The following is a 20,348-nucleotide window of genomic DNA, read 5'->3' as shown; positions in this document are numbered from 1 at the left end:
TCGTGCTCCGGCGGCCGGCACCGTCGCGGGCCGCGTCGGCACCAGGGTGGCCGAGCCGCTGCCGTGACCTGGCGCGACCCGACCCGCCCCGCCCGCCGTGCGCTCGAACGGAGGACGCCGGCCCGTCGGCCTGCCCGGCGGGGCGGCGGTCGGCCTGCCCGCTCCGCAACGGCCCAGCCCCGTCCTGCGAGACTGTCCTGCCCCGCCCGCCGCGCCGGTCCTTCCTCGCCCGCCGAGATCGTCCCGCCTCGCCGGACTCCCAAGCAGATTGACGGAGAGTCAGGGCGCGAGGACCTGCCCGAGCCGGGCGGCGATCTGGTGCATCACCGGGACCAGTGAGGCGGCGCCGGCCTGCTCCTCCAGCGCCCGGATGCGTGCCTCCGGCCCGGAGACCGAGAGGGCGGTGGGCGTCGGGGCGCCCGGGACGGCGAGCGCGATGCAGCGGACGCCGATCTCCTGCTCCTGGTCGTCGACGACGTAGCCGCGCTCGCGCGCCTCGGCGAGCTGGCGCATCAGCTCCTGCGGGTCGGTGACCGTGTACTCGGTGTGCGCCGGCAGCGGGTTGGGGCCGAGCACGGCGCGCGCCTCCTCCTCGGGGAGCTGGGCGAGCAGCGCCTTGCCGACGCCGGTGCAGTGCGGCTGCACCCGCCGTCCGACCTCGGTGAACATCCGCATCGAGCGCCGCGACTGCACCTGCCCGACGTACACCACCTCGCCGCCCTCCAGCACCGCCAGGTTCGCGGTCTCGCCGGTGGCCTCCATGAGTTCGGCCAGGTAGGGGCGGGCCCAGCTGCCGAGCAGGCGGCCGGCGGTCTCGCCGAGGCGGATCAGCCGGGGGCCGAGGGTGTAGCGGCGTGCGGTGTCCTGGCGGACATAGCCCTGCTGCACGAGGGTACGAACCAGGCGGTGGATGGTCGGCATCGGGAGGCCGGAACTGGTGGAGAGCTCGCTGAGCGTGGCCACGCCGCCCGAGTCGGCCAGCGCCTCCAGGAGTTGGAAGGCGCGTTCGACGGACTGCACGCCGCCGCTCGCGCGGTCGGCGCCCGTCGTCGATGCTGTGTCGGGGGTCGCAACCACCGGCGTTCCCTTCGCTGTCGGGGAGGAGTAGAGTCCCGGCGACCTCTTCAACAAACCGTTGAAATTCTGTATCGCGGAAACTAGTCTCCACCTTACAGAATCGATCTCGCCGACAGGCGGGAATCGATCGAGGAAGTACACGAGGAAGTTCCCACCGGAGCTCCCTTCGCCAGGCTCAACCGTCTTAGGAGTGTCCTGCTCATGGCTGCAGATCAGGGGCCCTCCCCCAGCCTCCGGCCGGGGGTACCCCCAACCACCTCCTCTCCCGCCGCTCCGGTCGTCACTGTCGCCGGTCCGCGCGTCCATCGGGCGGAGGAGGTGCTCACTCCGGAGGCCGTGGCCTTCGTCGTCGGCCTCCACCGCACCTTCGAGGGCCGCCGGCAGGAACTCCTGGCCAGGCGGAAGACCCGACGCGCCGAGATCGCGGCGGCCGGCACGCTGGACTTCCTCCCCGGAACCGCCGACATCCGGGCCGCGGACTGGAAGGTCGCCGAGGCGCCGCGCGCGCTCCGGGACCGCCGGGTCGAGATCACCGGCCCGACCGACCGCAAGATGGTCATCAACGCCCTCAACTCCGGGGCCCGGGTCTGGCTCGCAGACTTCGAGGACGCCACCTCCCCGACCTGGGAGAACGTGGTCAGCGGCCAGATCAACCTGATCGACGCCTACGAGGGCCGGATCGACTTCACCAGCCCGGCCGGCAAGGCCTACACCCTCAAGCCCGCCGCCGAGCTCGCCACCGTCGTGGTCCGCCCGCGCGGCTGGCACCTGGACGAGAACCACCTGCTGGTCGACGGCACCCCGGTCGCCGGCGCCTTCCTCGACTTCGGCCTGTACTTCTTCCACAACGCCGCCCGGCTGCTCGCCAAGGGCGCCGACGACCCCAACTCCGGGCCGTACTTCTACCTGCCGAAGACCGAGAGCCACCTGGAGGCCCGGCTCTGGAACGACGTGTTCACCCACGCCCAGGCCGAACTCGGCATCCCGCACGGCACCATCCGCGCCACCGTCCTGATCGAGACCATCACCGCCGCCTTCGAGATGGACGAGATCCTCTACGAGCTGCGCGAGCACGCGGCCGGCCTCAACGCCGGGCGCTGGGACTACCTGTTCTCGATCGTCAAGAACTTCCGCGACGCCGGCGAGCACTACATCCTGCCGGACCGCAACAGCGTCACCATGGCCTCGCCGTTCATGGCCGCCTACACCCGCCTGCTGGTGCAGACCTGCCACCGGCGCGGCGCCCACGCGATCGGCGGCATGGCCGCGTTCATCCCCAGCCGCAAGGACCCCGAGGTCAACGCGGCCGCACTGGAGAAGGTCAAGGCCGACAAGGACCGCGAGGCCGGCAACGGCTTCGACGGCTCCTGGGTCGCCCACCCCGACCTGGTGCCCGTCGCCCGCGCCTCCTTCGACGCGGTCCTCGGCGAGCGGCCCAACCAGAAGGACGACCCCGGCCCGTCCGAGCCGGTCACCGCCGCCCAGCTGCTCGACGTCGCCGGCGCCGGCGGCACCTGCACCCACGCGGGGCTGCACAACGCCGTCCAGGTCGGCATCCGCTACATCGAGGCCTGGCTGCGCGGGCTGGGCGCGGTCGCCATCTTCAACATGATGGAGGACGCCGCCACCGCCGAGATCTCCCGCTCGCAGATCTGGCAGTGGATCCACAACGGGGTCGTGCTGTCCGACACCGGCGAGAAGGCCACCGCCGAGCTGGTCCGCGCGCTCGTCGCCACGGAGCTCGCCGAACTCCTCGCCGAGCTGGGCGAGGACACCTACAGCGCCGGCCGCTGGCGCGAGGCCGCCAAGCTCTTCGAACAGGTCGCCCTGGCCGAGGAGTTCGCGGACTTCCTGACCCTCCCCGCGTTGCCCCTGCTGGGCTGAGACCAACGTAGTCCGCCGCTGCCGGCGCCGACGCCTGCCAGGCTGTAGCACTCCGGCGGCCCGTTACTCCGTTCCGTACGGCGACGAATCCACCTGTCCTCTCGTCGCCGTACGGAACGGCCTTTCCCACGAGGAGTCCACCCATGCCGCGCATCTTCTTCAACGGCCAGGCGATGGTCGGCGGCCCGTTCCACGCCAAGGTCGCCGACGCGCTGATCGGGCCCGTACGGACCGCACCCGGCTACCGCTTCTTCTCCATCGACCACAGCGGCGGCACGGACGTCTGCCCGGGGCTGCTGCCCGACCCGAACGTCGACACCGCCATCGAGGGCGAGCTGTACGACGTCGGCCTGGAGCGGCTGCGGGACGTCATCCTGCCCGGCGAGCCGCGCGAACTGGAGCTGGGCGTCATCACGTTGGCGGACGGCTCCGCCTGCTTCTCCATGCTGCTCGCCCGGGGGGAGGTCGAGCGCGGGGTGCACCGCGAGATCACCCACCACGGCGGCTGGCGCGCCTACCTGGCGACGATCGGGCGCTCGGCCTGACGGCGGCGGGGCGGGGGGTGGAGGCGGAGCAGTCGGCGGCCGGCAACCTTCAGCCGACGACCGACGACCGACGACCGACGGATAACAGATGACAGCTGACAGATGATGAAAGTTGTCAGCTGAATCCTGTTCGCCGGTCCCACCCCTGTCACCCGTCCCCGCCCGCCACCAGCGCGTTGCCCAGCCGGCTGCGCCGGTACAGGACGCGGTGGCCGTGCCGGGTGCGGTCCAGCAACCCCGCCGCGGCGAGCGCGCCGAGGTGGCGGCTGACCGCACCCGGGGTGACCCCGAGCCGCTGCGCCAGCTCCGTCGTGCTCGCCGGGGTCTCCAGCATCACCAGCAGCCGCGCCCGCGGCGCCCCGATGAGCCCCACCAGCGCCGCGCCCGCCCGCGCCGACGGCAGCTGCGCACCCAGCCCCTCCGCCATCGTCGCCTTGCCGCGGGCCGGGTAGCAGACCAGCGGCGGCCCCGCCTGGGTGACGTCGGTCTGCGCGCCGAGCCCGAACAGCGTGGGGATCAGCACCAGCCCCCGCCCCGCGACGTCCACCGTGGTGCCCACCGCCTTCACGGCCGGGTGCGGGTCGACGAGCCGCAGCACCCCGGCGTGCCAGGTCAGCCGGGCGTCGAGGTCCGCGAACAGCCCCTCCGCCCCGCGCTCCGAGAGCATCCGCCCCCGATAGGCGATGTCCGCCTCCAGCACCGACCGGGCGCGCGGCCACCAGGCGGGGGCGAGGCAGTGCGTCCAGTACGCGTCCAGCGCCTCGGCCAGCCGGACGGCCAGGGCCGCCGGGTCGTCGATCAGCGCGGTCAGCACCGGCGGCAGCGGGCTCGGGTTCCCGCCGCCCCGGTACGCCTCCAGCACGTCGGCCCGCACCACCTCGGCCGGCGTGGCCGCCAGCCGCTCCACCTCCGTCGCGAAGTCCGGGCGGGGGCCGAGCGGGCGTGGCGTGAGGAAATCGGGCACGAAGCCGACCGGCGCGATCATCGACTCCAACAGCGCTGTGTCCAGGGTCTGGTAGCGCTCCTGCCAGCCGGCGATCCACGGCTGCTGCTCCGGGTAGCGGCCCGGCCAGAGGCGGGCGCGCATGCTCAACACCGCCTCCTGCAGGGCGGAGTAGCCGAACCAGGTGGCGGCGAGGTCGTCGACGCCCAAGCGGAACTCGAACATTGACCGCAACGGTAAAAGAGTTCCGCGGCTTCGGGAACCCCGGTCTCCTTCTGCCATGACTACGACCGCCGTGCGTCCGGCCAGTTCCGGACGCCTCCTCCGTCATGACCCGCTGGTGCGCCGACTCGCCCTGATGAGCCTGGTGACCAACATCGGCAACGGTTTGTTCGTGACGGTCAGCGTGCTGTTCCTGACCCGTTCCGTCGGCCTGACCCCGGGCCGGACGGCGCTCGGGCTCGCCGCGGCCGGCATCTGCGGGGTGTTCGCCGGGGTGCCCGCGGGGCGGCTCGCCGACCGGGTCGGCAGCAAGCGGCTGCTGCTCGTGGTCGGGCCGCTGGAGGCCGTCGCCGTCCTCGGGTACGCCTTCGTGCACTCCTTCGCCGCCTTCGTCGCGCTCGCCTGCGTGGCGACGCTGCTGGAGCGCGGCGCGGCGGCGGTGCGCAGCGCGCTGATCGCCCGGGTGCTCCCGGCGGAGCGGCAGGTCCACTCGCGGGCGCTGCTGCGGTCGGTGATGAACGCCGGTCTGGTGGTCGGCTCGGGCGGCGCGGCCCTGGCCCTGCAGGCGGACAGCTACACGGGCTACGTGACCGTGATGGTCCTGGACGCGGTCAGCTTCCTCGGTGCCGCGGTGCTCCTGGCGGGGCTGCCCGTCGCCGACGTGACGGACGGTCGGGACGCCGGCACCGGCGCTCCGGTGCGGACCCGGGGCGCAGCCCTGCGCGACCGCCGCTACCTGCTCGTGGCCGCGCTGCACGCCGTCCTGGAGCTGCAGCTCGCGCTGCTCAGCGTGGGGATACCGCTCTGGACCGTCCTCGCGACGGATGCGCCCGCCGCCGTGGTGGCCGCCGTCAACGTGGTCAACTGCCTGCTGGTGGTGGTGTTCCAGGTGCGGGCGAGCCGGGGCGTCGTGGACGTCCCGTCGGCGGCGCGGGCCTGTTTGCGGGGTGCGCTGCTGCTGGCGGTCGGCTGCCTGCTGTACGCGGCGGCGCAGCTCGGCCCCGCGGCGGTCGCCACGGCGGCGATCCTGCTCGGCGCCCTGGTCCACAGCCTCGGCGAGCTGCTCACCTCGGCCGGCGGCTGGACGCTGAGCCTGGACCTGGCCGATCCGCGGTCCCACGGTGAGTACCAGGGCGTCTTCATGAGCGGTCAGGCGGCGGCGCACGTGCTCGGTCCGGTGGTGGTCGGCCTGACGGTGGTGGACCACGGTGCGGTCGGCTGGGCGGTCCTGGCGGGCGTGTTCGCCCTCGCGGGTGCCGCGCTCCCGGCCGTCACCCGGACCCGGACCCGGAGCGAGGCCGGACACGGACATGGGCCCGGAGCCGGAGCGAGCGGCGGGGAGCAGCCGACCGCCGTCCACTGACCCCGGGAGCGCTCCGGAGCCCTCCTGATCGTCCGGCCGGTTCCCCACGGGGGTGGGAGCCGGCCGGGCCGGGCGCGCCGCGGCCCCGGACCCTCGCCGTGGGTCCGGGGCCGCGGTCCGCGCACCCGCGGCGGGGTGCGCGGAGTCCGGGTGCGCACCGTCCCTGGGCGCCCCGGAGTCCGAGGGTGCGTCAGACCGGCCGGGCCGCCAGCTCCCTGGCGGCACGGGCGCAGTCGCGCGCGATGCGGTCCTCGTTGACGGTGGTCAGCTGTCCCTTCTCGACCACCGCGTTGCCGTTGACGAACAGCACCGACAGCGGCGGCAGCGCGCCGAAGGTGAGGGCGGCGACCGGGTCGGCGATGGAGGAGTGCATGACCCCGTCGATCTTCCAGAGCGCCAGGTCGGCGAGCTTGCCGACCTCGATCGAGCCGATCTCGTCCTGCCGGCCGAGCACCCGGGCGCCGCCCATGGTGCCGAGGCGCAGCGCCTGCCGCCCGGTGAGGGCCTTGGGGGAGCCGTGCAGCCGGTTGATGAGCAGCGCGTTGCGCAGTTCGGTGCCGAGTTCGCCGGACTCGTTGGAGGCGGTGCCGTCCACGCCGAGGCCGACCGGGACGCCGGCCCGGAGCATGTCGGGTACGCGGGCGATGCCGGCGGCGAGGCGGGCGTTGGAGGACGGGCAGTGGGCGACGCCGGTGCCGGTCTCGGCGAACTTGGCGATGTCGGAGTCGTTCATGTGGACGCAGTGCGCCATCCAGACGTCCTCGCCGAGCCAGCCGACCGACTCGAAGTAGTCGGTCGGGCCCATGCCGAACAGCTCCTTGCAGAACTGCTCCTCCTCGGCGGTCTCCGAGCCGTGGGTGTGCAGCCGGACGCCCTTGCGGCGGGCGAGTTCGGCGGACTGGCGGAGCAGGTCGGTGGAGACCGAGAAGGGCGAGCAGGGCGCGATGGCGACGTGCAGCATCGAGCCGAAGGAGGAGTCGTGGTACCGGTCGACGGCGGCCTCGGAGGCGGCCAGGATGTCGTCCAGCTCCTCGACGGCGTGGTCCGGCGGCAGGCCGCCGTCCTTCTTGCTGCGGTCCATCGAGCCGCGCAGCGCGGTGAAGCGCAGGCCGAGTTCCTGGACGGCCTCGATCGAGGCGCCGAGGATGTCGCCGCCGTCCCTGGGGAACACGTAGTGGTGGTCCGAGGCGGTGGTGCAGCCGGACTTGAGCAGGGCGGCGGCGGAGCCCTGGCTGGCGGCGTGGACGAGCTTGTCGTCGATCCGGGCCCAGGTCGGGTAGAGGGCGACCAGCCAGTCGAACAGGATGTCGTCCTGGGCGAGGCCGCGGGTGATCCACTGGTAGAAGTGGTGGTGGGTGTTGACCAGGCCGGGGGTGACCAGGTGGCCCTCGCCGTTGATCCGGCGCACCACGTTGTCCAGCCACGCGGGGGCGGGGCCGGAGCCGACCGCCTCGATCGTGTTGCCGAGGATGACCACGTGTCCGCGGGCGTACTCGGTGTCGTTCGCGTCCACGGTGGCGATCGCGACGTTCTCGATCACGATCCGCTGGTCGGCGGGTGGGGGCTGGACTGCCATGGTGTCACTCCTAGGGGGGAGGGCCGGGAGGGGTGCGCGTCGGGCGTGTGCGGGTGGCACGCGCCCCTCCCGGGCCGGTCAGGACGGTGTCGCCGTCGGCACCGTCGCGCCGGAGGCCTGGCCGGATCTGGACCGGCGGGTGGTTCCGACGTGGTGGAAGAGCAGGTTGAGCAGGACGGCCATCACGCAGCCGGCCGAGATCCCCGAGTGCATCAGGGTCCGGACGGCCTCCGGGAAGGAGTCGTAGAACGTCGGCACCGCGATCGGGATGATGCCGACGCCGAGGGAGACCGACACCAGGATGGTGTGGGAGCTGGACTCCATGCCCGCCTCCGCGAGAGTGCGGATGCCGCTCGCCGCGACCGTGCCGAAGAGCACGATCCCGGCGCCGCCGAGGACGGGCTGCGGCACCAGGGAGACGACCGAGCCCAGCACGGGGAACAGCCCCAGCAGGACCAGGATGCCGCCGCCGGCCGCGACCACGAAGCGGCTGCGGATCTTCGTCAGCGCCACCAGCCCGATGTTCTGGGCGAAGGCGCTGGCGGCGAAGCCGTTGAAGACGGGGCTGAGCGCGGTGGCCAGGCCGTCGGCCCGCAGGCCGGCGGCGAGGGTGGGCTCGTCGGCCTCGCGGTCGACGATCTTGCCGAGCGCGAGCATGTCGGCGGTGGACTCGGTCATCGAGACCACCATGACGATGCAGAGCGAGGCGATCGCGGCAGCGTCGAACATCGGCGCGCCGAAGTGGAACGGGGAGGGGAGCGCGAAGACCTTCGCGTCCCGGACCGCGCCGAAGTCGGCCAGTCCCAGCGGGAGGGCGGTCAGGGTGCCGAACGCCAGGCCGATGAGCAGGGACAGCTGCTGCCAGAAGCCGCGCAGCAGCCGGTTGCAGAGCACCACCGCGACGAGGGTGGTCGCGGCGAGGCCGATGGCCCGCATGGAGCCGTACCCGGGGGCGCTCGGCGAGCCGCCGCGCGCCCAGTTGACCGCCACCGGGAGCAGGGACACCCCGATGAGGGTGATCACGGTGCCCTGGACGACCGGGGGGAAGAACCGGATGAGCTTGCAGAAGTACGGCGCCGCGAGGAAGCACAGGAGCCCCGCGACGATCACCGCTCCGAAGATCACCGGGAGGGCGTCCTTCGGTCCGTGCTCCTTCGCGATGGCGATCATGGGCGCGACCCCCGCGAAGGAGACGCCGTTCACGAACGGCAGCCGCGCGCCGATCTTCCAGACGCCGAGCGTCTGGAGGAGGGTGGCCAGTCCGGCGGTGAACAGGCTGGCCGAGATGAGCAGGGCGAGTTCGGCGGGGGAGAGCCCGACGCCGGCGCCGACGATGAGCGGGGGTGCGACGACTCCCGCGTACATCGCGGCGACGTGCTGGAGTCCGGTGGAGACCAGCTTCACCGGGGGCAGCAACTCGTCCACGGGGTGGGGCCCGTGGCCGGAGGGATCACCGGGGAGGTGTGCCGGTGAGCCCTCCGGGCCGTGGGTTCTTTCAGGGGTGGAACCGCCGTCTGTACTGCTGGTGTTGCTGGGTGCCATGTCGAGCCCCTCTTGTGCCCGTGGCTCCCGGCGCGCCCGCGGCGCTGGAGACCCCCCGAGGACGGGACGGCGGAGCAAGGATTCCTCGGGGTGCTTCTCCAGTGCCCCGGGCCGGCCGCCGCGAGGCAGACACGAACTCCGGTGGGTGGGGGTGGAGAAACTGGTGGTGCGGGTGGTGCGGGTGGAGAAACGGGTGGTGCGGGTGGTGCGGGTGGTGCGCGTGGACCTGCCCGCCCGGGCTCGACCGGCCTGCGAGGGCCGGAGGGTGCGGCGATTCCGGGCGGTGTCCACGGGCGGAGGAGGTCAGACGACCGGGATGACCGGGACGACGCCCTCGCGGTGCACGGTGCCCTCGATCAGGCCGTACATGCGGTCCGCGGCGTAGTAGACCTCGTTCTCGTTCTTGAGGCCGAAGGGCTCCAGGTCGACGAGGAAGTGGTGCTTGTTGGGCAGTTCGAGGCGTACCTCGTCCACCTCGGCGCGGTTGTTGAGGACCCGGGTGCCCATCGCGTGCAGGGTCTGCTGCAGCGAGTAGGAGTAGGTCTCGGCGAACGCCTCCAGCATGTGCCGCTTCACGTGGGCGTAGGAGCGGTTCCAGTTGGGCTGGGCCTCGCCGTCCCTGCCGCTGTAGCCGTACTTCCAGCGGGCGGTGACCTGGGTGGCGAGGATGCGGTCGTACGCCTCCTGCAGGGTGGTGTACTTGTCCTTGATGTAGCCCCAGAACTCCGAGTTGGTGGAGTTCATCACCACGAGGTCCTTGAGGCCGGAGATGACCCGGACGGTCTCGCCGTCGTAGGAGATCTCGGTGGTGCGGACCTCCTGGCCGGTGCGGACGAAGGAGTGGCCGACCTCCTCCGAGCCGATGAAGCGGGCCGAGCTGTCCGGCGTCTTGATCCGGTCCCAGGAGTACTCCTCGATCCGGATCCGGGCGCCGTGGACGACGCCGCGCTCGGTGTTGTCGACGAAGTGGCGTGCCAGGACGATGCCGAAGGCCTCGGCCGACTCGATGCCGTACTCCTTGGCGAAGGCGTAGACGGTGTTCTTGGTGGTGTCGGTGGGGAGGCAGTTGGCGTTGGACCCGGTGAGGTGGACGTCCTCGAACTCACCCTGGAGGGAGACCGAGACGTTCAGGTCCTTGATCTCGTGCCGGGTGGAGTCGCGGGAGATCCGGACGATGCGGTTCTCCGCCTTGCCGTACTGGTTCTGACCGAGCACGTGGGCCATGACGTGGCTCCTAGAGCTTCCAGGTCGGTCTACTAGCTTCCGCGGTAGACCGAGTATCCGAACGGGTTGAGCAGCAGCGGCACGTGGTAGTGGTGCTGTTCGGGCGCGACCGTGAAGACGATCGAGACCTCGGGGAAGAACGGCGGCTCCGTGGACTTGAGCGCGTAGTAGGCGCCGGTGTCGAAGAGCAGCCGGACGACCGAGCCCGCCTCCACGGCCGGGAGGTCCTTGACCCGGCCGTCGGAGTCCGTGGCGGAGGTGCCGAGCACCTGCCAGCCACCCTCGGTGTGCAGTGCGAGCTCGACCGGGACACCCTCGGCCGGGCGGCCGAGGCTGGTGTCGAGCACGTGGGTGGAGATGCCAGTCATGGGTGAAGTGACCTTACTGATGGCAGAGGTGATAGTGCGTCAGTTTCCTTGTGACATGCCGGCCTGTCCGGGTGCGGGAGCGACACGGGCTGACGGTCGATCAGAGGTGTTGCTGTCGGGCCGGTGTCGATCGGGCGGTGTCGATCAGGCGGTGTCGATCAGACGGTTGAGCCGGATGTCGTTGATCTTGCGCAGCTCCCCGCGGACGATCTCCGCCTCGGTGGCGGCGTCGTTGGGGTGGCGCTCGCGCAGGGCGGCGAGCATGCCGGTCGCGGTGCGGCCGGTCGCGCAGATCAGGAACACGTGGCCGAACTTCGCCTCGTAGGCGGCGTTGGCCTCGCGCAGTTCGTCGAGGACCGCTTGGTCCACGCCCTGGATCCCGGCCTGTTCGCGCTCGGAGGTGGCGTCGCCCGGCTTGGGCGTGCCGATCCGGGCGTGGCCGGCCATCGCGTCGCGCAGGTCCTCGGCCGTCAGCGACGCCATGGCCGCCGCGTTGGCGGCGAGCAGGGCCCCGCGGTCGGACCACGGCTTGGCCTCCGCTACCGCGGCGGCCCAGCGGGGGCTGGAGCATACCTCCAGCAGGATCGCTTCCAGCTCGGCGGCGTCGGCCGCGGCCAGGGCGTCAAGGGCGTGGGGGTGGTTGGTCACGGGTGGACCTCCTGAAGAGTGGTGCCACCCGGAAAAGCTAGATCGACCCCACCCGGTCGTCAACACTTTGTTGAACGGTTGGTGGTTACGTTTTGAACCGGCCCGCCGTGCCGGGCCCTTTCGTGTGCGATTCGCCAAGTGTGCCCCGCCGCGGGCCGATCCAGACTGGCCGCACCGACGGGGTCACCCGTTCGGAAGCCCCCGCGAGGGGGCTTCGGGAAGCCCGTCAGGAGGACTTCGAGCCGTCCTGGCGGTTCAGGTAGTTGTACACCGTGAAGCGGCTGACGCCCAGGGCCGAGGCGACCGTCTCGACGCCGTGGCGGACGGTGAAGGCGCCGCGCTCCTCCAGCAGGGCGACGACCCGCTGCTTCTCCAGCCGGTCCAGCTCGGCCAGCGGGCGGCCGTCGAACTGGCGGGTCATCTCGGCCAGCAGTCGGTCCAGCGCGCTGCTGAGGTGGGGCAGCCGGACGGCCAGCGCCGGCGTGCCCTCCCACTCCAGGACGACGTCCTCGGGCTTCGCCTCGTCCAACGGGACGGGCGTCGCGCCGACCGCGTCCAGCAGCGGCTTTATCGCCGCGGCGAGCGGGTGTTCCACGTGCTCGGTCACGGCGTACCGCCCTCCTCGTCCAGGACGCTGACCTGGACCGAGATGCGGGTCGCGCCCGCGTCCAGGGTCTCCCGGAGCAGCTTGGTCACCGCGGCGAGGACCTGGTCGGCCTCGCCCTCGGCGCCGGTCCCGAAGGGGCCGACCGACACGGCCAGGCCGGCGTCGTCGACCGCCTTGCGGGCCGCCGCGGCGTGCTCCGGGAACGTGTCCAGTTCGAACGGTTCTGTCGTGAACTCCACCATCAATCGCACGGGATCACTGTATCGAGCGGGGGTGCGGGCGGGCAGGGGCTGGGTGATCGAACAGCCGGGTCCAGGGTGGCGGAGTGCGCTCCGAGCGTCTTCAACAAATTGTTGCGGCGCCCTTGACACTCGCTTCGCCGTCCGGAGATGCTTCCACCACACAGAATCCCTCTTCCGGATCGTGGAAGTTGCGGATGACGGAAGAGAGATGAGAGGTGACTGACGTGACGGCCGCTGCCAAGCACCACTTCACGGTCAACCTGTCGATCCTGTTCGGCGAGCTGCCCCTCCTGGAGCGCCCCGCCGCGGCCGCCGCGGCCGGCTTCACCGCCGCCGAGCTCTGGTGGCCCTTCGGCGAGGAGCACGACCCCTCGGAGGCCGAGATCGACGCGCTCCGCAAGGCGTTCACCGACGCCGGGGTGCGGCTCACCGGCCTCAACTTCCTGGACGACCTCGGCAGGGGCGCCCGCGGGACGGTCTCCGTACCGTCCGAGCGGGACCGCTTCCGGGCCAACGTCCCGGTCGCCGCCGGGATCGCCGGCTCGCTCGGCACCAAGGCGCTCAACGCGCTGTACGGCAACCGGGTGGCGGGCGTCGAGGCGGCCGAGCAGGACGCCCTCGCGCTGGAGAACCTGGTGCTCGCCGCCCGGGCGGCGCACGGGATCGGCGCGGTCCTGCTGATCGAGGCCCTGAACGGGGCCGAGTCCCCGGACTACCCGCTGGTCTCCGCCGCCGCGGCGGTCGAGGTCGTCGACAAGGTCAATGCCGCCACCGGCCTGGGCAACGCCCGGTTCCTGTGCGACCTCTACCACCTGGCCAAGAACGGCGAGGACCTGGCGCAGGTCATCGACACGTACGCCGACCGCATCGGCCACGTGCAGATCGCCGACAACCCGGGCCGCAACGAGCCCGGCACCGGCGGCCTGGACTTCGAGGACCTGTTCGCCCGGCTCACCGCCGCCGGCTACACCGGCCCGATCGGCCTGGAGTACCGCCCCTCCACCGGCGTCAGCGCCGACAGCTTCGGGTGGCTGCCGCGCGAGCTGCGCGCCGCCGCGTAGCGCTCGCCGAGCCGCGACGCGACGCGCCGCCGACCCACCCTCCAACCCCGCACACGTAAGGAACTCGACGCGATGAGCCGCAAGATCGCCTTCATCGGCCTCGGCATCATGGGCAGCCCGATGGCCGCCAACCTGGTCAAGGCCGGCCACCACGTCACCGGCTTCAACCTCACCCAGCCGCAGATCGACGCCCTGGTCGCGGCCGGCGGCCACGGCGCCGCCTCCATCGCGGACGCGGTGCAGGACGCCGAGGTCGTCATCACCATGGTCCCGGCCGACCCGCACGTCGAGCAGGTCATCCTGGGCGAGGGCGGCGTGCTGGAGAACGCCAAGCCCGGCACCCTGGTGATCGACATGTCCTCGATCACCCCGCAGACCTCGATCAAGGTCGAGGCGGCCGCCAAGGAGAAGGGCGTCCGCACGCTGGACGCCCCGGTCTCCGGCGGCGAGGCCGGTGCCGTCGAGGCCGTCCTGTCGATCATGGTCGGCGGCGCCGCCGAGGACTTCGCCGAGGCCAAGCCGCTGTTCGACGCGCTGGGCACCACCGTGATCCACGTCGGCCCGGCCGGCGCCGGCCAGACCGTCAAGGCCGCCAACCAGCTGATCGTCGCCGTCAACATCCAGGTGCTGGCCGAGGCCGTGGTCTTCCTGGAGAACGCCGGCGTCGACCTGCAGGCCGCGCTGGACGTGCTCGGCGGCGGCCTGGCCGGCTCGACCGTGCTCAACCGCAAGAAGGCGAACATGCTGAACCGCGAGTTCGCCCCGGGCTTCCGGATCGACCTGCACCACAAGGACATGGGCATCGTCACCGACGCCGCCCGCGCCGTGGGCGCCGCGCTGCCGGTCGGCGCCGTGGTGGCCCAGCTGGTCGCCTCCGCCCGGGCCAACGGCGACGGCTCGCTCGACCACTCGGCGCTGCTGCGCGGCGTCGAGCGGCTCTCCGGCCGCGAGGTCGCGTAACACCCTCGGGGGCTCCCGCGCGGAGCCCCCGTCCCTGACTCCTCCTGGCGGCGTGTACCCATCCGGTCGTGCCCGCGCCGCCAGGAGGTCGAACCCGACCGGCGTGCGGGCTGGGGCTCATCCGCCCGCCCGCCGGTCGATCCAGCCGGTGACGCGTACTCCCACCAGGGGGCACTTCGGTCGTGCCTGCGCGTCGCCCGGCCCCCTCCCCGCCGAGGGGAGCCCCCCGTACGTCGGAAGCGGGACGGGGGGAACGGCGGGGAGGGGGCCGCACCCTCCCGGGGCAGGTCCCGTTCACACCGGGCCCGTTCAGAGGGGCCCGTTCACACCGGGCCCGTTCACACCGGTCCGGGCAGGGCCCGTTCACACCGGTCCGGCCGAGGGGCTCGCACCCCCGGACCTCCGGGCACATGCTTGACGCACGTCGCAGTACCACCGCCACACCCGTACGGAAGCGAGGACCGCACCATGCCCCCCACCCCCCGCCAGGGCCATGTGGTCGTCGCCCCCGACAAGTTCAAGGGCAGCCTGGAGGGCGCCGAGGTGGCCGCCCGGATCGCCGCCGGCATCCGCCGCGCCGCGCCCGGCACCGAGGTGCGCGAGCTGCCCGTCGCCGACGGCGGCGAGGGCACCCTGGCCGCCGCGCTCGCGGCCGGCTTCGACCGCGTCCCGGCCAAGGTGGCCGGTCCGACCGGTCTGCCGGTGGACGCCGCGCTCGCCGTCCGGGGCGACACCGCCGTCGTCGAACTGGCGCAGGCCTCGGGCCTCGCCCGGCTGCCCGGCGGCCGGACCGCCCCGCTCGCGGCCGGATCCTTCGGGGTCGGCCAGCTGATCGCCCGGGCCGTCTCGCTCGGCGTCAAGCGGATCGTGCTGGGCCTCGGCGGCAGCGCCTGTACGGACGGCGGTGCGGGCATGGTGCAGGCGCTCGGGGTGCGCCTGCGGGACGCCGACGGCGCCGAACTCCCGCCCGGCGGTGCCGCGTTGCGCAGGCTCGCGGAGATCGAGCTCGGCCCGCTGGCCGACGCGCTGGGCGGTGTCGAGATCGTGGTGGCCTGCGACGTGGACAACCCGCTGCTCGGGCCGCGCGGCGCCACCGCCGTCTACGGTCCGCAGAAGGGCGCGGACGGCGACGACCTGGTGGTCCTGGAGGAAGGACTCACCCGGTTCGCCGACCTCGTCGCCGAAGCCACCGGACGGGACGTCCGGGAGGCTCCCGGCGCCGGCGCCGCGGGCGGGGTGGGCTTCGCCGCCCTCGCCCTGCTCGGCGCCACCATGCGACCCGGCATCGAGCTGCTGCTCGACCTGCTGGGCTTCGACGAGGCCGTGCGTGGGGCACGCCTCGTCGTGACCGGCGAGGGTTGCCTGGACGCGCAGACGCTCCACGGCAAGGCCCCCGCCGGGGTTGCCGCGGCGGCCGCCCGGGCGGGGGTTCGGGTGGCTGCCGTGGCGGGCCGGCTGGAACTCGCCGAGCCGCAGTGGCGGGCGGCCGGCTTCGCCGCCGCGATCGCGCTGACCGACCTGGCCGAACAGCCCGGGGACAGCATGGCCAGGGCCGCCGAGCTGGCCGAGGTCGCGGGGGAGCGGTTGGCCGGTGTGCTGCTGCCGCGCTGAACCCTCGTAGGTTCATCCATTGACGTTTTGTTGAAGGCGGGCCTAGGCTCCCCGCAATCCCCGCCTCCTCCCTCGCCTCCCTCCTCGCCTCCTCCTTCGCCCCTCCCGCGAACCCTTCCCGGCGAACCGTTGCGAAGCGCCCCCCAACCGCCACCCCCGACTCCTTGGTCCCGGAGGTCTCCCATGCCTTTCAGTCAGCCGACGGTGATCCGCTCCCGACGGGCGGTCCTGCCCGACGGCGAGCGCCCCGCGGACGTGCTGATCCGGGACGGGAAGATCGAGCAGGTCGCCGCGCACGGCTCGCTCCCGGCAGGCGACCGCGAACTCGCCGACCTCGGCGACACCGCCCTGCTGCCCGGCCTGGTCGACACCCACGTGCACGTCAACGAGCCCGGCCGCACCGAGTGGGAGGGCTTCGCCACCGCCACCCGGGCCGCCGCGGCCGGCGGCGTCACCACGATCATCGACATGCCGCTCAACTCGATCCCGCCCACCACCACGGTGGAGGGACTGCTGGTCAAGCGGAAGACCGCCGAGGGCCAGGCCTGGGTCGACCTGGGCTTCTGGGGCGGGGCCGTCCCCGGCAACGTCGCCGACCTCGAACCCCTGCACCGCGAGGGCGTGTTCGGCTTCAAGAGCTTCCTCGCCCCCTCCGGGGTGGACGAGTTCCCGCACGTCGAGGCCGCCGACCTGGAGGCCGCGCTGGCCGAGCAGGCCCGGATCGGGGCGCTGGCGATCATCCACGCCGAGGACCCGACCGTCCTCGCCGCCGCCCCGCAGCAACCCGGCGTCCACTACCGGGACTTCCTGGCCTCCCGCCCCGCCGACGCCGAGACCGCGGCCGTCGCCCACCTGCTCGACACCGCCCGGCGCACCGGCGCCCGGGTGCACATCCTGCACGTCTCCTCCGCCGCCGTGCTGCCCCTGCTGCGCCGGGCGCGCGAGGACGGCGTCCGGGTGACCGCCGAGACCTGCCCGCACTACCTGACCCTCGCGGCCGAGCAGGTGCCCGACGGCGACACCGCCTTCAAGTGCTGCCCGCCGATCCGCGACGAGTCCAACCGGGACGCCCTCTGGGAGGCCCTGGCGAACGGCGAGTTCATCGCCGTCGTCTCCGACCACTCGCCGTCCACCCCCGACCTCAAGCTGCTGCCCGAGTACGGCGGCAGCGGGGACTTCGCGGCCGCCTGGGGCGGCATCGCCTCGCTGCAGCTCGGCCTGCCGGCCGTCTGGACCGAGGCCCGCCGCCGCGGTCACACCCTGTCCGACATCGTGCGCTGGATGTCCGCCGGACCGGCCGAACTGGTCGGCCTCACCGGCACCAAGGGCGCCATCGCGCCCGGCCACGACGCCGACCTGGTCGCCTTCGACCCCGACGGCGAGTTCGCCGTCCGGGCGAGCGGGTTGCACCACCGCAACCCGGTCACCCCGTACGCGGGCCGGACCCTCACCGGCGCGGTGCGCACCACCTGGCTCCGCGGCCGCGAGGTGGACACCGCGGCCCGCCCCTTCGGCCGGCAGCTCGCCCGGCCCGCCGCCCCGGCCGCCGCTCCTGTCGCTGCTCCTGCCATCGACCGTACCGCCGCGCGTACCGCCACCCCGTCCGATCGCTCCTGAAGGAGAGTCAGTGACCACTGCCGACACCCCGAGCGCTCCGTTCACCGAGCTGGTCGACCTGGCCTCCCGACTGCTCGGCGCGGGCGTCGTCGCCACCAACGAGGACACCTTCGCGGACGCCGAGAACCTGCTGGTCGCCAAGCCGGCCGAGTTCCGCCCGCACACCTTCGGCCACAAGGGCCAGATCATGGACGGCTGGGAGTCCAAGCGCCGCCGCGGCGTCTCCGCCGAGCAGCCGCACCCCACCGACCAGGACCACGACTGGGCGATCGTCCGGCTCGGCGTCGCCGGTGCGATCCGCGGCGTGATCGTGGACACCGCCCACTTCACCGGCAACTACCCGGAATCCGGCTCGGTCGAGGCCGTGTCCGTCCCCGGCCACCCCTCGCCGGAGGAGCTGCAGGCCGCCCGGTGGACCACGATCGTGCCGCGCACCCCGCTGCGCGGGAACACCGCGCACGAGTTCGCCGTCGACGACGACGCCCGCTACACCCACGTACGGCTGAACATCTTCCCGGACGGCGGCGTCGCCCGGCTGCGCGTGCACGGCGAGGTGCTGCCCGACCCGCGCGAGCTGGACGGCCTCACCTTCGACCTGGCCGCCCAGGAGTACGGCGGCGTGGCCGAGGCGGCGTCCGACCGCTACTTCTCCTCCCCGCACAACCTGAACGCTCCCGGCCGCGCCTCCGTCATGGGCGACGGTTGGGAGACCCGGCGTCGGCGCGACAAGGCCAACGACTGGGTGCAGATCGCCCTGGCCGGGGGCGGCGAGGTCCTGGCCGCCGAGGTGGACACGTCCCACTTCGTCGCCAACGCCCCCGGCTGGGCCGACCTGATCGGCTTCGACGCCTCGACCGGGGCCGACCCGGCCGACGGCGAGTGGTTCGAGCTGCTGCCGCGCACCCGGCTCCAGCCCGACACCCGGCACCGCTTCCGGCTCGACACCGGCCGCCCGGTGACCCACGTGCGCATCAACGTCTACCCGGACGGCGGCCTCGCCCGCCTCCGGCTCACCGGCCGCCTCACCGAGGCCGGCCGCGCGGCCCTCGCGCTGCGCTGGTTCAACGCCGTCCCGGCCGACGAGGCCGCCACCGCCCTCACCGAGGCCGGGCTGACCGCCGACGAGGCCGCCGCGCTGACCGCCGCCCGCCCGCTGGCGGACCCGGCCGCCGTCGGCGCCGCCGTCGCGGCGCTCCGGCCGACCGACGGCCCCGACGGCGAGCACTCCTCCCGCCGCCGCGCGGCCGCCTGGCGCCTGCTCGGGGCCTGACCCCCCGGTCGGCGCAACAGCCCGACGGATCGTCAGCCCACCCTCCACGCACCGCCCTTATCGACACCTGAAGGACCCTCCATGTCCAAGATCCTGACCACGGAGTCCGGCGCCCCGATCGCCGACAACCAGAACTCGGCCTCGGCCGGCGAGTACGGCCCGCTGCTGATCCAGGACCAGCAGCTGCTGGAGAAGCTGGCCCGGTTCAACCGGGAGCGCATCCCGGAGCGCGTCGTGCACGCCCGCGGCTCCGGCGCCTACGGCTACTTCGAGGTCACCGACGAGGTGTCGCGCTACACCCGGGCGGGCTTCCTCTCCGAGGTCGGCAAGCGCACCGAGGTCTTCCTGCGCTTCTCCACCGTGGCCGGCAACCTGGGCGCCGGCGACGCGGTGCGCGACCCGCGCGGCTTCGCGCTGAAGTTCTACACCGAGGACGGCAACTACGACCTCGTCGGCAACAACACCCCGGTGTTCTTCATCAAGGACCCGATCAAGTTCCCCGACTTCATCCACTCGCAGAAGCGCGACCCGTACACCGGCGTGCAGGAGGCGGACAACGTCTGGGACTTCTGGGCCCATTCGCCCGCCTCGACCCACCAGATCACCTGGCTGTTCGGCGACCGCGGCATCCCGGCCTCCTACCGCCACATGAACGGCTACGGCTCGCACACCTACCAGTGGGTCAACGCCGAGGGCGACGCCTACTGGGTGAAGTACCACTTCAAGACCAACCAGGGCGTCCGCTGCCTGGACGGCGACCAGGCCGCCGAGGTGCTCGGCGCCGACGCCGACTCGCACCAGCGCGACCTCCACCAGGCCATCGAGCGCGGGGTGTTCCCGTCCTGGACCCTCTACGTCCAGCTGATGCCGGTCGCCGAGGCCGCGGACTACCGCTTCAACCCGTTCGACCTGACCAAGGTGTGGCCGCACGCCGACTACCCGCTGGTCAAGGTCGGCCGCCTGGTGCTCAACAGGAACCCGGAGAACGTCTTCGGCGAGGTCGAGCAGTCCGCGTTCTCGCCGAACAACTTCGTGCCCGGCATCGGCCCGTCCCCGGACAAGATGCTCCAGGGCCGGCTGTTCGCCTACGCCGACGCCCAGCGCTACCGCCTCGGCGTCAACCACACCCAGCTGCCGGTGAACGCCCCGCGCGCCACCGAGGCCGCCAACTACGGCCGGGACGGCCTCATGGCCGCCAACACCGCGGGCCGCGGCAAGAACTACGAGCCCAACTCGTACGACGGCCCGGCCCAGACCGACGCCGCGCTCGCCGCGCCGGTGAAGGTCGACGGCCACACCGGCACCTACACCACGCCGGCCCACAGCAAGGACGACGACTTCTTCCAGGCCGGTGAGCTCTACCGGCTGATGTCGGCCGGGGAGAAGACCCGTCTGATCGACAACATCGCCGGCTTCCTGGCGCAGGTGACCCGCGACGACATCGTCGAGAAGAACCTCGCCCACTTCCACGCCGCGGACGAGGAGTACGGCGCCCGCCTGGCCGCCGCCGTCGCCAAGCTGCGCGCGGGCGACGAGGGCTGACGGCCGCCGCGGCCGACCGACCACCCTCCCCGGCCACCGGGCCCGC

Annotated in this window: 17 protein-coding genes and 1 pseudogene; 9 read left to right on the top strand and 9 right to left on the bottom strand. The window is 72.9% G+C overall.

The features are described 5' to 3' along the window. Window positions 1-279 precede the first annotated feature (279 nt). Complete coding sequence (locus tag ACIRST_RS33265) at window positions 280-1,077, bottom strand: IclR family transcriptional regulator (protein WP_402807011.1); 798 nt, start codon at window positions 1,075-1,077, stop codon at window positions 280-282. 201 nt (window positions 1,078-1,278) lie between these two features. On the opposite strand from ACIRST_RS33265, the gene aceB reads away from it, so the two are divergent. Together aceB and ACIRST_RS33255 are read left to right on the top strand one after the other, a co-directional pair. Beyond that, on the top strand, window positions 1,279-2,961 hold the full coding sequence (gene aceB / locus ACIRST_RS33260) for a malate synthase A (protein WP_402807008.1): 1,683 nt from the start codon (window positions 1,279-1,281) through the stop codon (window positions 2,959-2,961). A gap of 143 nt (window positions 2,962-3,104) precedes the next feature. Then, window positions 3,105-3,506 carry a gamma-glutamylcyclotransferase gene (locus tag ACIRST_RS33255; RefSeq protein WP_350526239.1) on the top strand — a complete coding sequence of 134 codons (402 nt, stop codon included), beginning with the start codon at window positions 3,105-3,107 and terminating at the stop codon, window positions 3,504-3,506. Window positions 3,507-3,654: 148 nt separating this feature from the next. Here the strand turns inward: ACIRST_RS33255 and ACIRST_RS33250 are convergent, their stop codons facing one another. Continuing rightward, complete coding sequence (locus tag ACIRST_RS33250; protein WP_402807005.1) at window positions 3,655-4,674, bottom strand: helix-turn-helix domain-containing protein; 1,020 nt, start codon at window positions 4,672-4,674, stop codon at window positions 3,655-3,657. Between the two features lie 55 nt (window positions 4,675-4,729). On the opposite strand from ACIRST_RS33250, the gene ACIRST_RS33245 reads away from it, so the two are divergent. Continuing rightward, window positions 4,730-6,034, top strand: a complete 1,305-nt coding sequence (locus tag ACIRST_RS33245) for an MFS transporter (protein WP_402807002.1) — start codon at window positions 4,730-4,732, stop codon at window positions 6,032-6,034. 190 nt (window positions 6,035-6,224) lie between these two features. On the opposite strand, the gene ACIRST_RS33240 is transcribed toward ACIRST_RS33245, so the two are convergent. From ACIRST_RS33240 to ACIRST_RS33210, 7 genes are all read right to left on the bottom strand, one after another. Then, window positions 6,225-7,610, bottom strand: coding sequence for an 8-oxoguanine deaminase (locus ACIRST_RS33240; RefSeq protein ID WP_350525491.1), 1,386 nt, complete (start codon window positions 7,608-7,610; stop codon window positions 6,225-6,227). Between the two features lie 78 nt (window positions 7,611-7,688). After that, window positions 7,689-9,152 carry a nucleobase:cation symporter-2 family protein gene (locus tag ACIRST_RS33235; protein ID WP_402806999.1) on the bottom strand — a complete coding sequence of 488 codons (1,464 nt, stop codon included), beginning with the start codon at window positions 9,150-9,152 and terminating at the stop codon, window positions 7,689-7,691. Between the two features lie 303 nt (window positions 9,153-9,455). Further along, window positions 9,456-10,376 carry a factor-independent urate hydroxylase gene (gene pucL, locus ACIRST_RS33230; RefSeq protein ID WP_350525493.1) on the bottom strand — a complete coding sequence of 307 codons (921 nt, stop codon included), beginning with the start codon at window positions 10,374-10,376 and terminating at the stop codon, window positions 9,456-9,458. 32 nt (window positions 10,377-10,408) lie between these two features. Further along, a complete protein-coding gene (uraH, locus tag ACIRST_RS33225) occupies window positions 10,409-10,744 on the bottom strand; it encodes a hydroxyisourate hydrolase (RefSeq protein ID WP_402806995.1) in 336 nt (111 codons plus the stop codon). Between the two features lie 144 nt (window positions 10,745-10,888). Next, window positions 10,889-11,392: a 2-oxo-4-hydroxy-4-carboxy-5-ureidoimidazoline decarboxylase gene (uraD, locus tag ACIRST_RS33220; RefSeq protein ID WP_350525495.1), complete on the bottom strand. Its 504-nt coding sequence runs from the start codon at window positions 11,390-11,392 to the stop codon at window positions 10,889-10,891. A 226-nt stretch (window positions 11,393-11,618) separates the two neighbouring features. After that, on the bottom strand, window positions 11,619-11,999 hold the full coding sequence (locus ACIRST_RS33215; RefSeq protein WP_350525496.1) for a helix-turn-helix domain-containing protein: 381 nt from the start codon (window positions 11,997-11,999) through the stop codon (window positions 11,619-11,621). Further along, window positions 11,996-12,241 carry a thiamine-binding protein gene (locus ACIRST_RS33210; protein WP_396548013.1) on the bottom strand — a complete coding sequence of 82 codons (246 nt, stop codon included), beginning with the start codon at window positions 12,239-12,241 and terminating at the stop codon, window positions 11,996-11,998. The genes ACIRST_RS33215 and ACIRST_RS33210 overlap by 4 nt, the downstream gene beginning before the upstream one ends. A gap of 215 nt (window positions 12,242-12,456) precedes the next feature. On the opposite strand from ACIRST_RS33210, the gene ACIRST_RS33205 reads away from it, so the two are divergent. The 6 genes and pseudogenes from ACIRST_RS33205 to ACIRST_RS33180 all read left to right on the top strand — a co-directional run bounded on the left by ACIRST_RS33205 (window position 12,457) and on the right by ACIRST_RS33180 (window position 20,302). Then, window positions 12,457-13,302 carry a TIM barrel protein gene (locus ACIRST_RS33205; RefSeq protein WP_402806991.1) on the top strand — a complete coding sequence of 282 codons (846 nt, stop codon included), beginning with the start codon at window positions 12,457-12,459 and terminating at the stop codon, window positions 13,300-13,302. A gap of 72 nt (window positions 13,303-13,374) precedes the next feature. Further along, window positions 13,375-14,262 (top strand): 2-hydroxy-3-oxopropionate reductase, encoded by an 888-nt coding sequence (locus ACIRST_RS33200; protein ID WP_350525499.1) that lies wholly within the window; start codon window positions 13,375-13,377, stop codon window positions 14,260-14,262. Between the two features lie 468 nt (window positions 14,263-14,730). Next, window positions 14,731-15,873, top strand: a complete 1,143-nt coding sequence (locus ACIRST_RS33195; protein ID WP_350525500.1) for a glycerate kinase — start codon at window positions 14,731-14,733, stop codon at window positions 15,871-15,873. A gap of 183 nt (window positions 15,874-16,056) precedes the next feature. Next, entirely contained in the window at window positions 16,057-17,490 is a 1,434-nt protein-coding gene (gene allB / locus ACIRST_RS33190; RefSeq protein ID WP_402806986.1) for an allantoinase AllB, read from the top strand. Continuing rightward, window positions 17,438-18,547, top strand: a pseudogene (alc, locus tag ACIRST_RS33185) (allantoicase); the annotation flags it as partial. The gene allB and the pseudogene alc, both read left to right, overlap by 53 nt. 294 nt (window positions 18,548-18,841) lie before the next feature. Beyond that, entirely contained in the window at window positions 18,842-20,302 is a 1,461-nt protein-coding gene (locus ACIRST_RS33180; protein ID WP_350525502.1) for a catalase, read from the top strand. Window positions 20,303-20,348: the final 46 nt, after the last annotated feature.

The organism is Kitasatospora sp. NPDC101447, assembly GCF_044767225.1.
Classification (GTDB): domain Bacteria; phylum Actinomycetota; class Actinomycetes; order Streptomycetales; family Streptomycetaceae; genus Kitasatospora.
The sequence above is the reverse complement of the archived record's forward strand: the minus strand, read 5'-3'. Positions and strand labels throughout refer to the sequence as shown.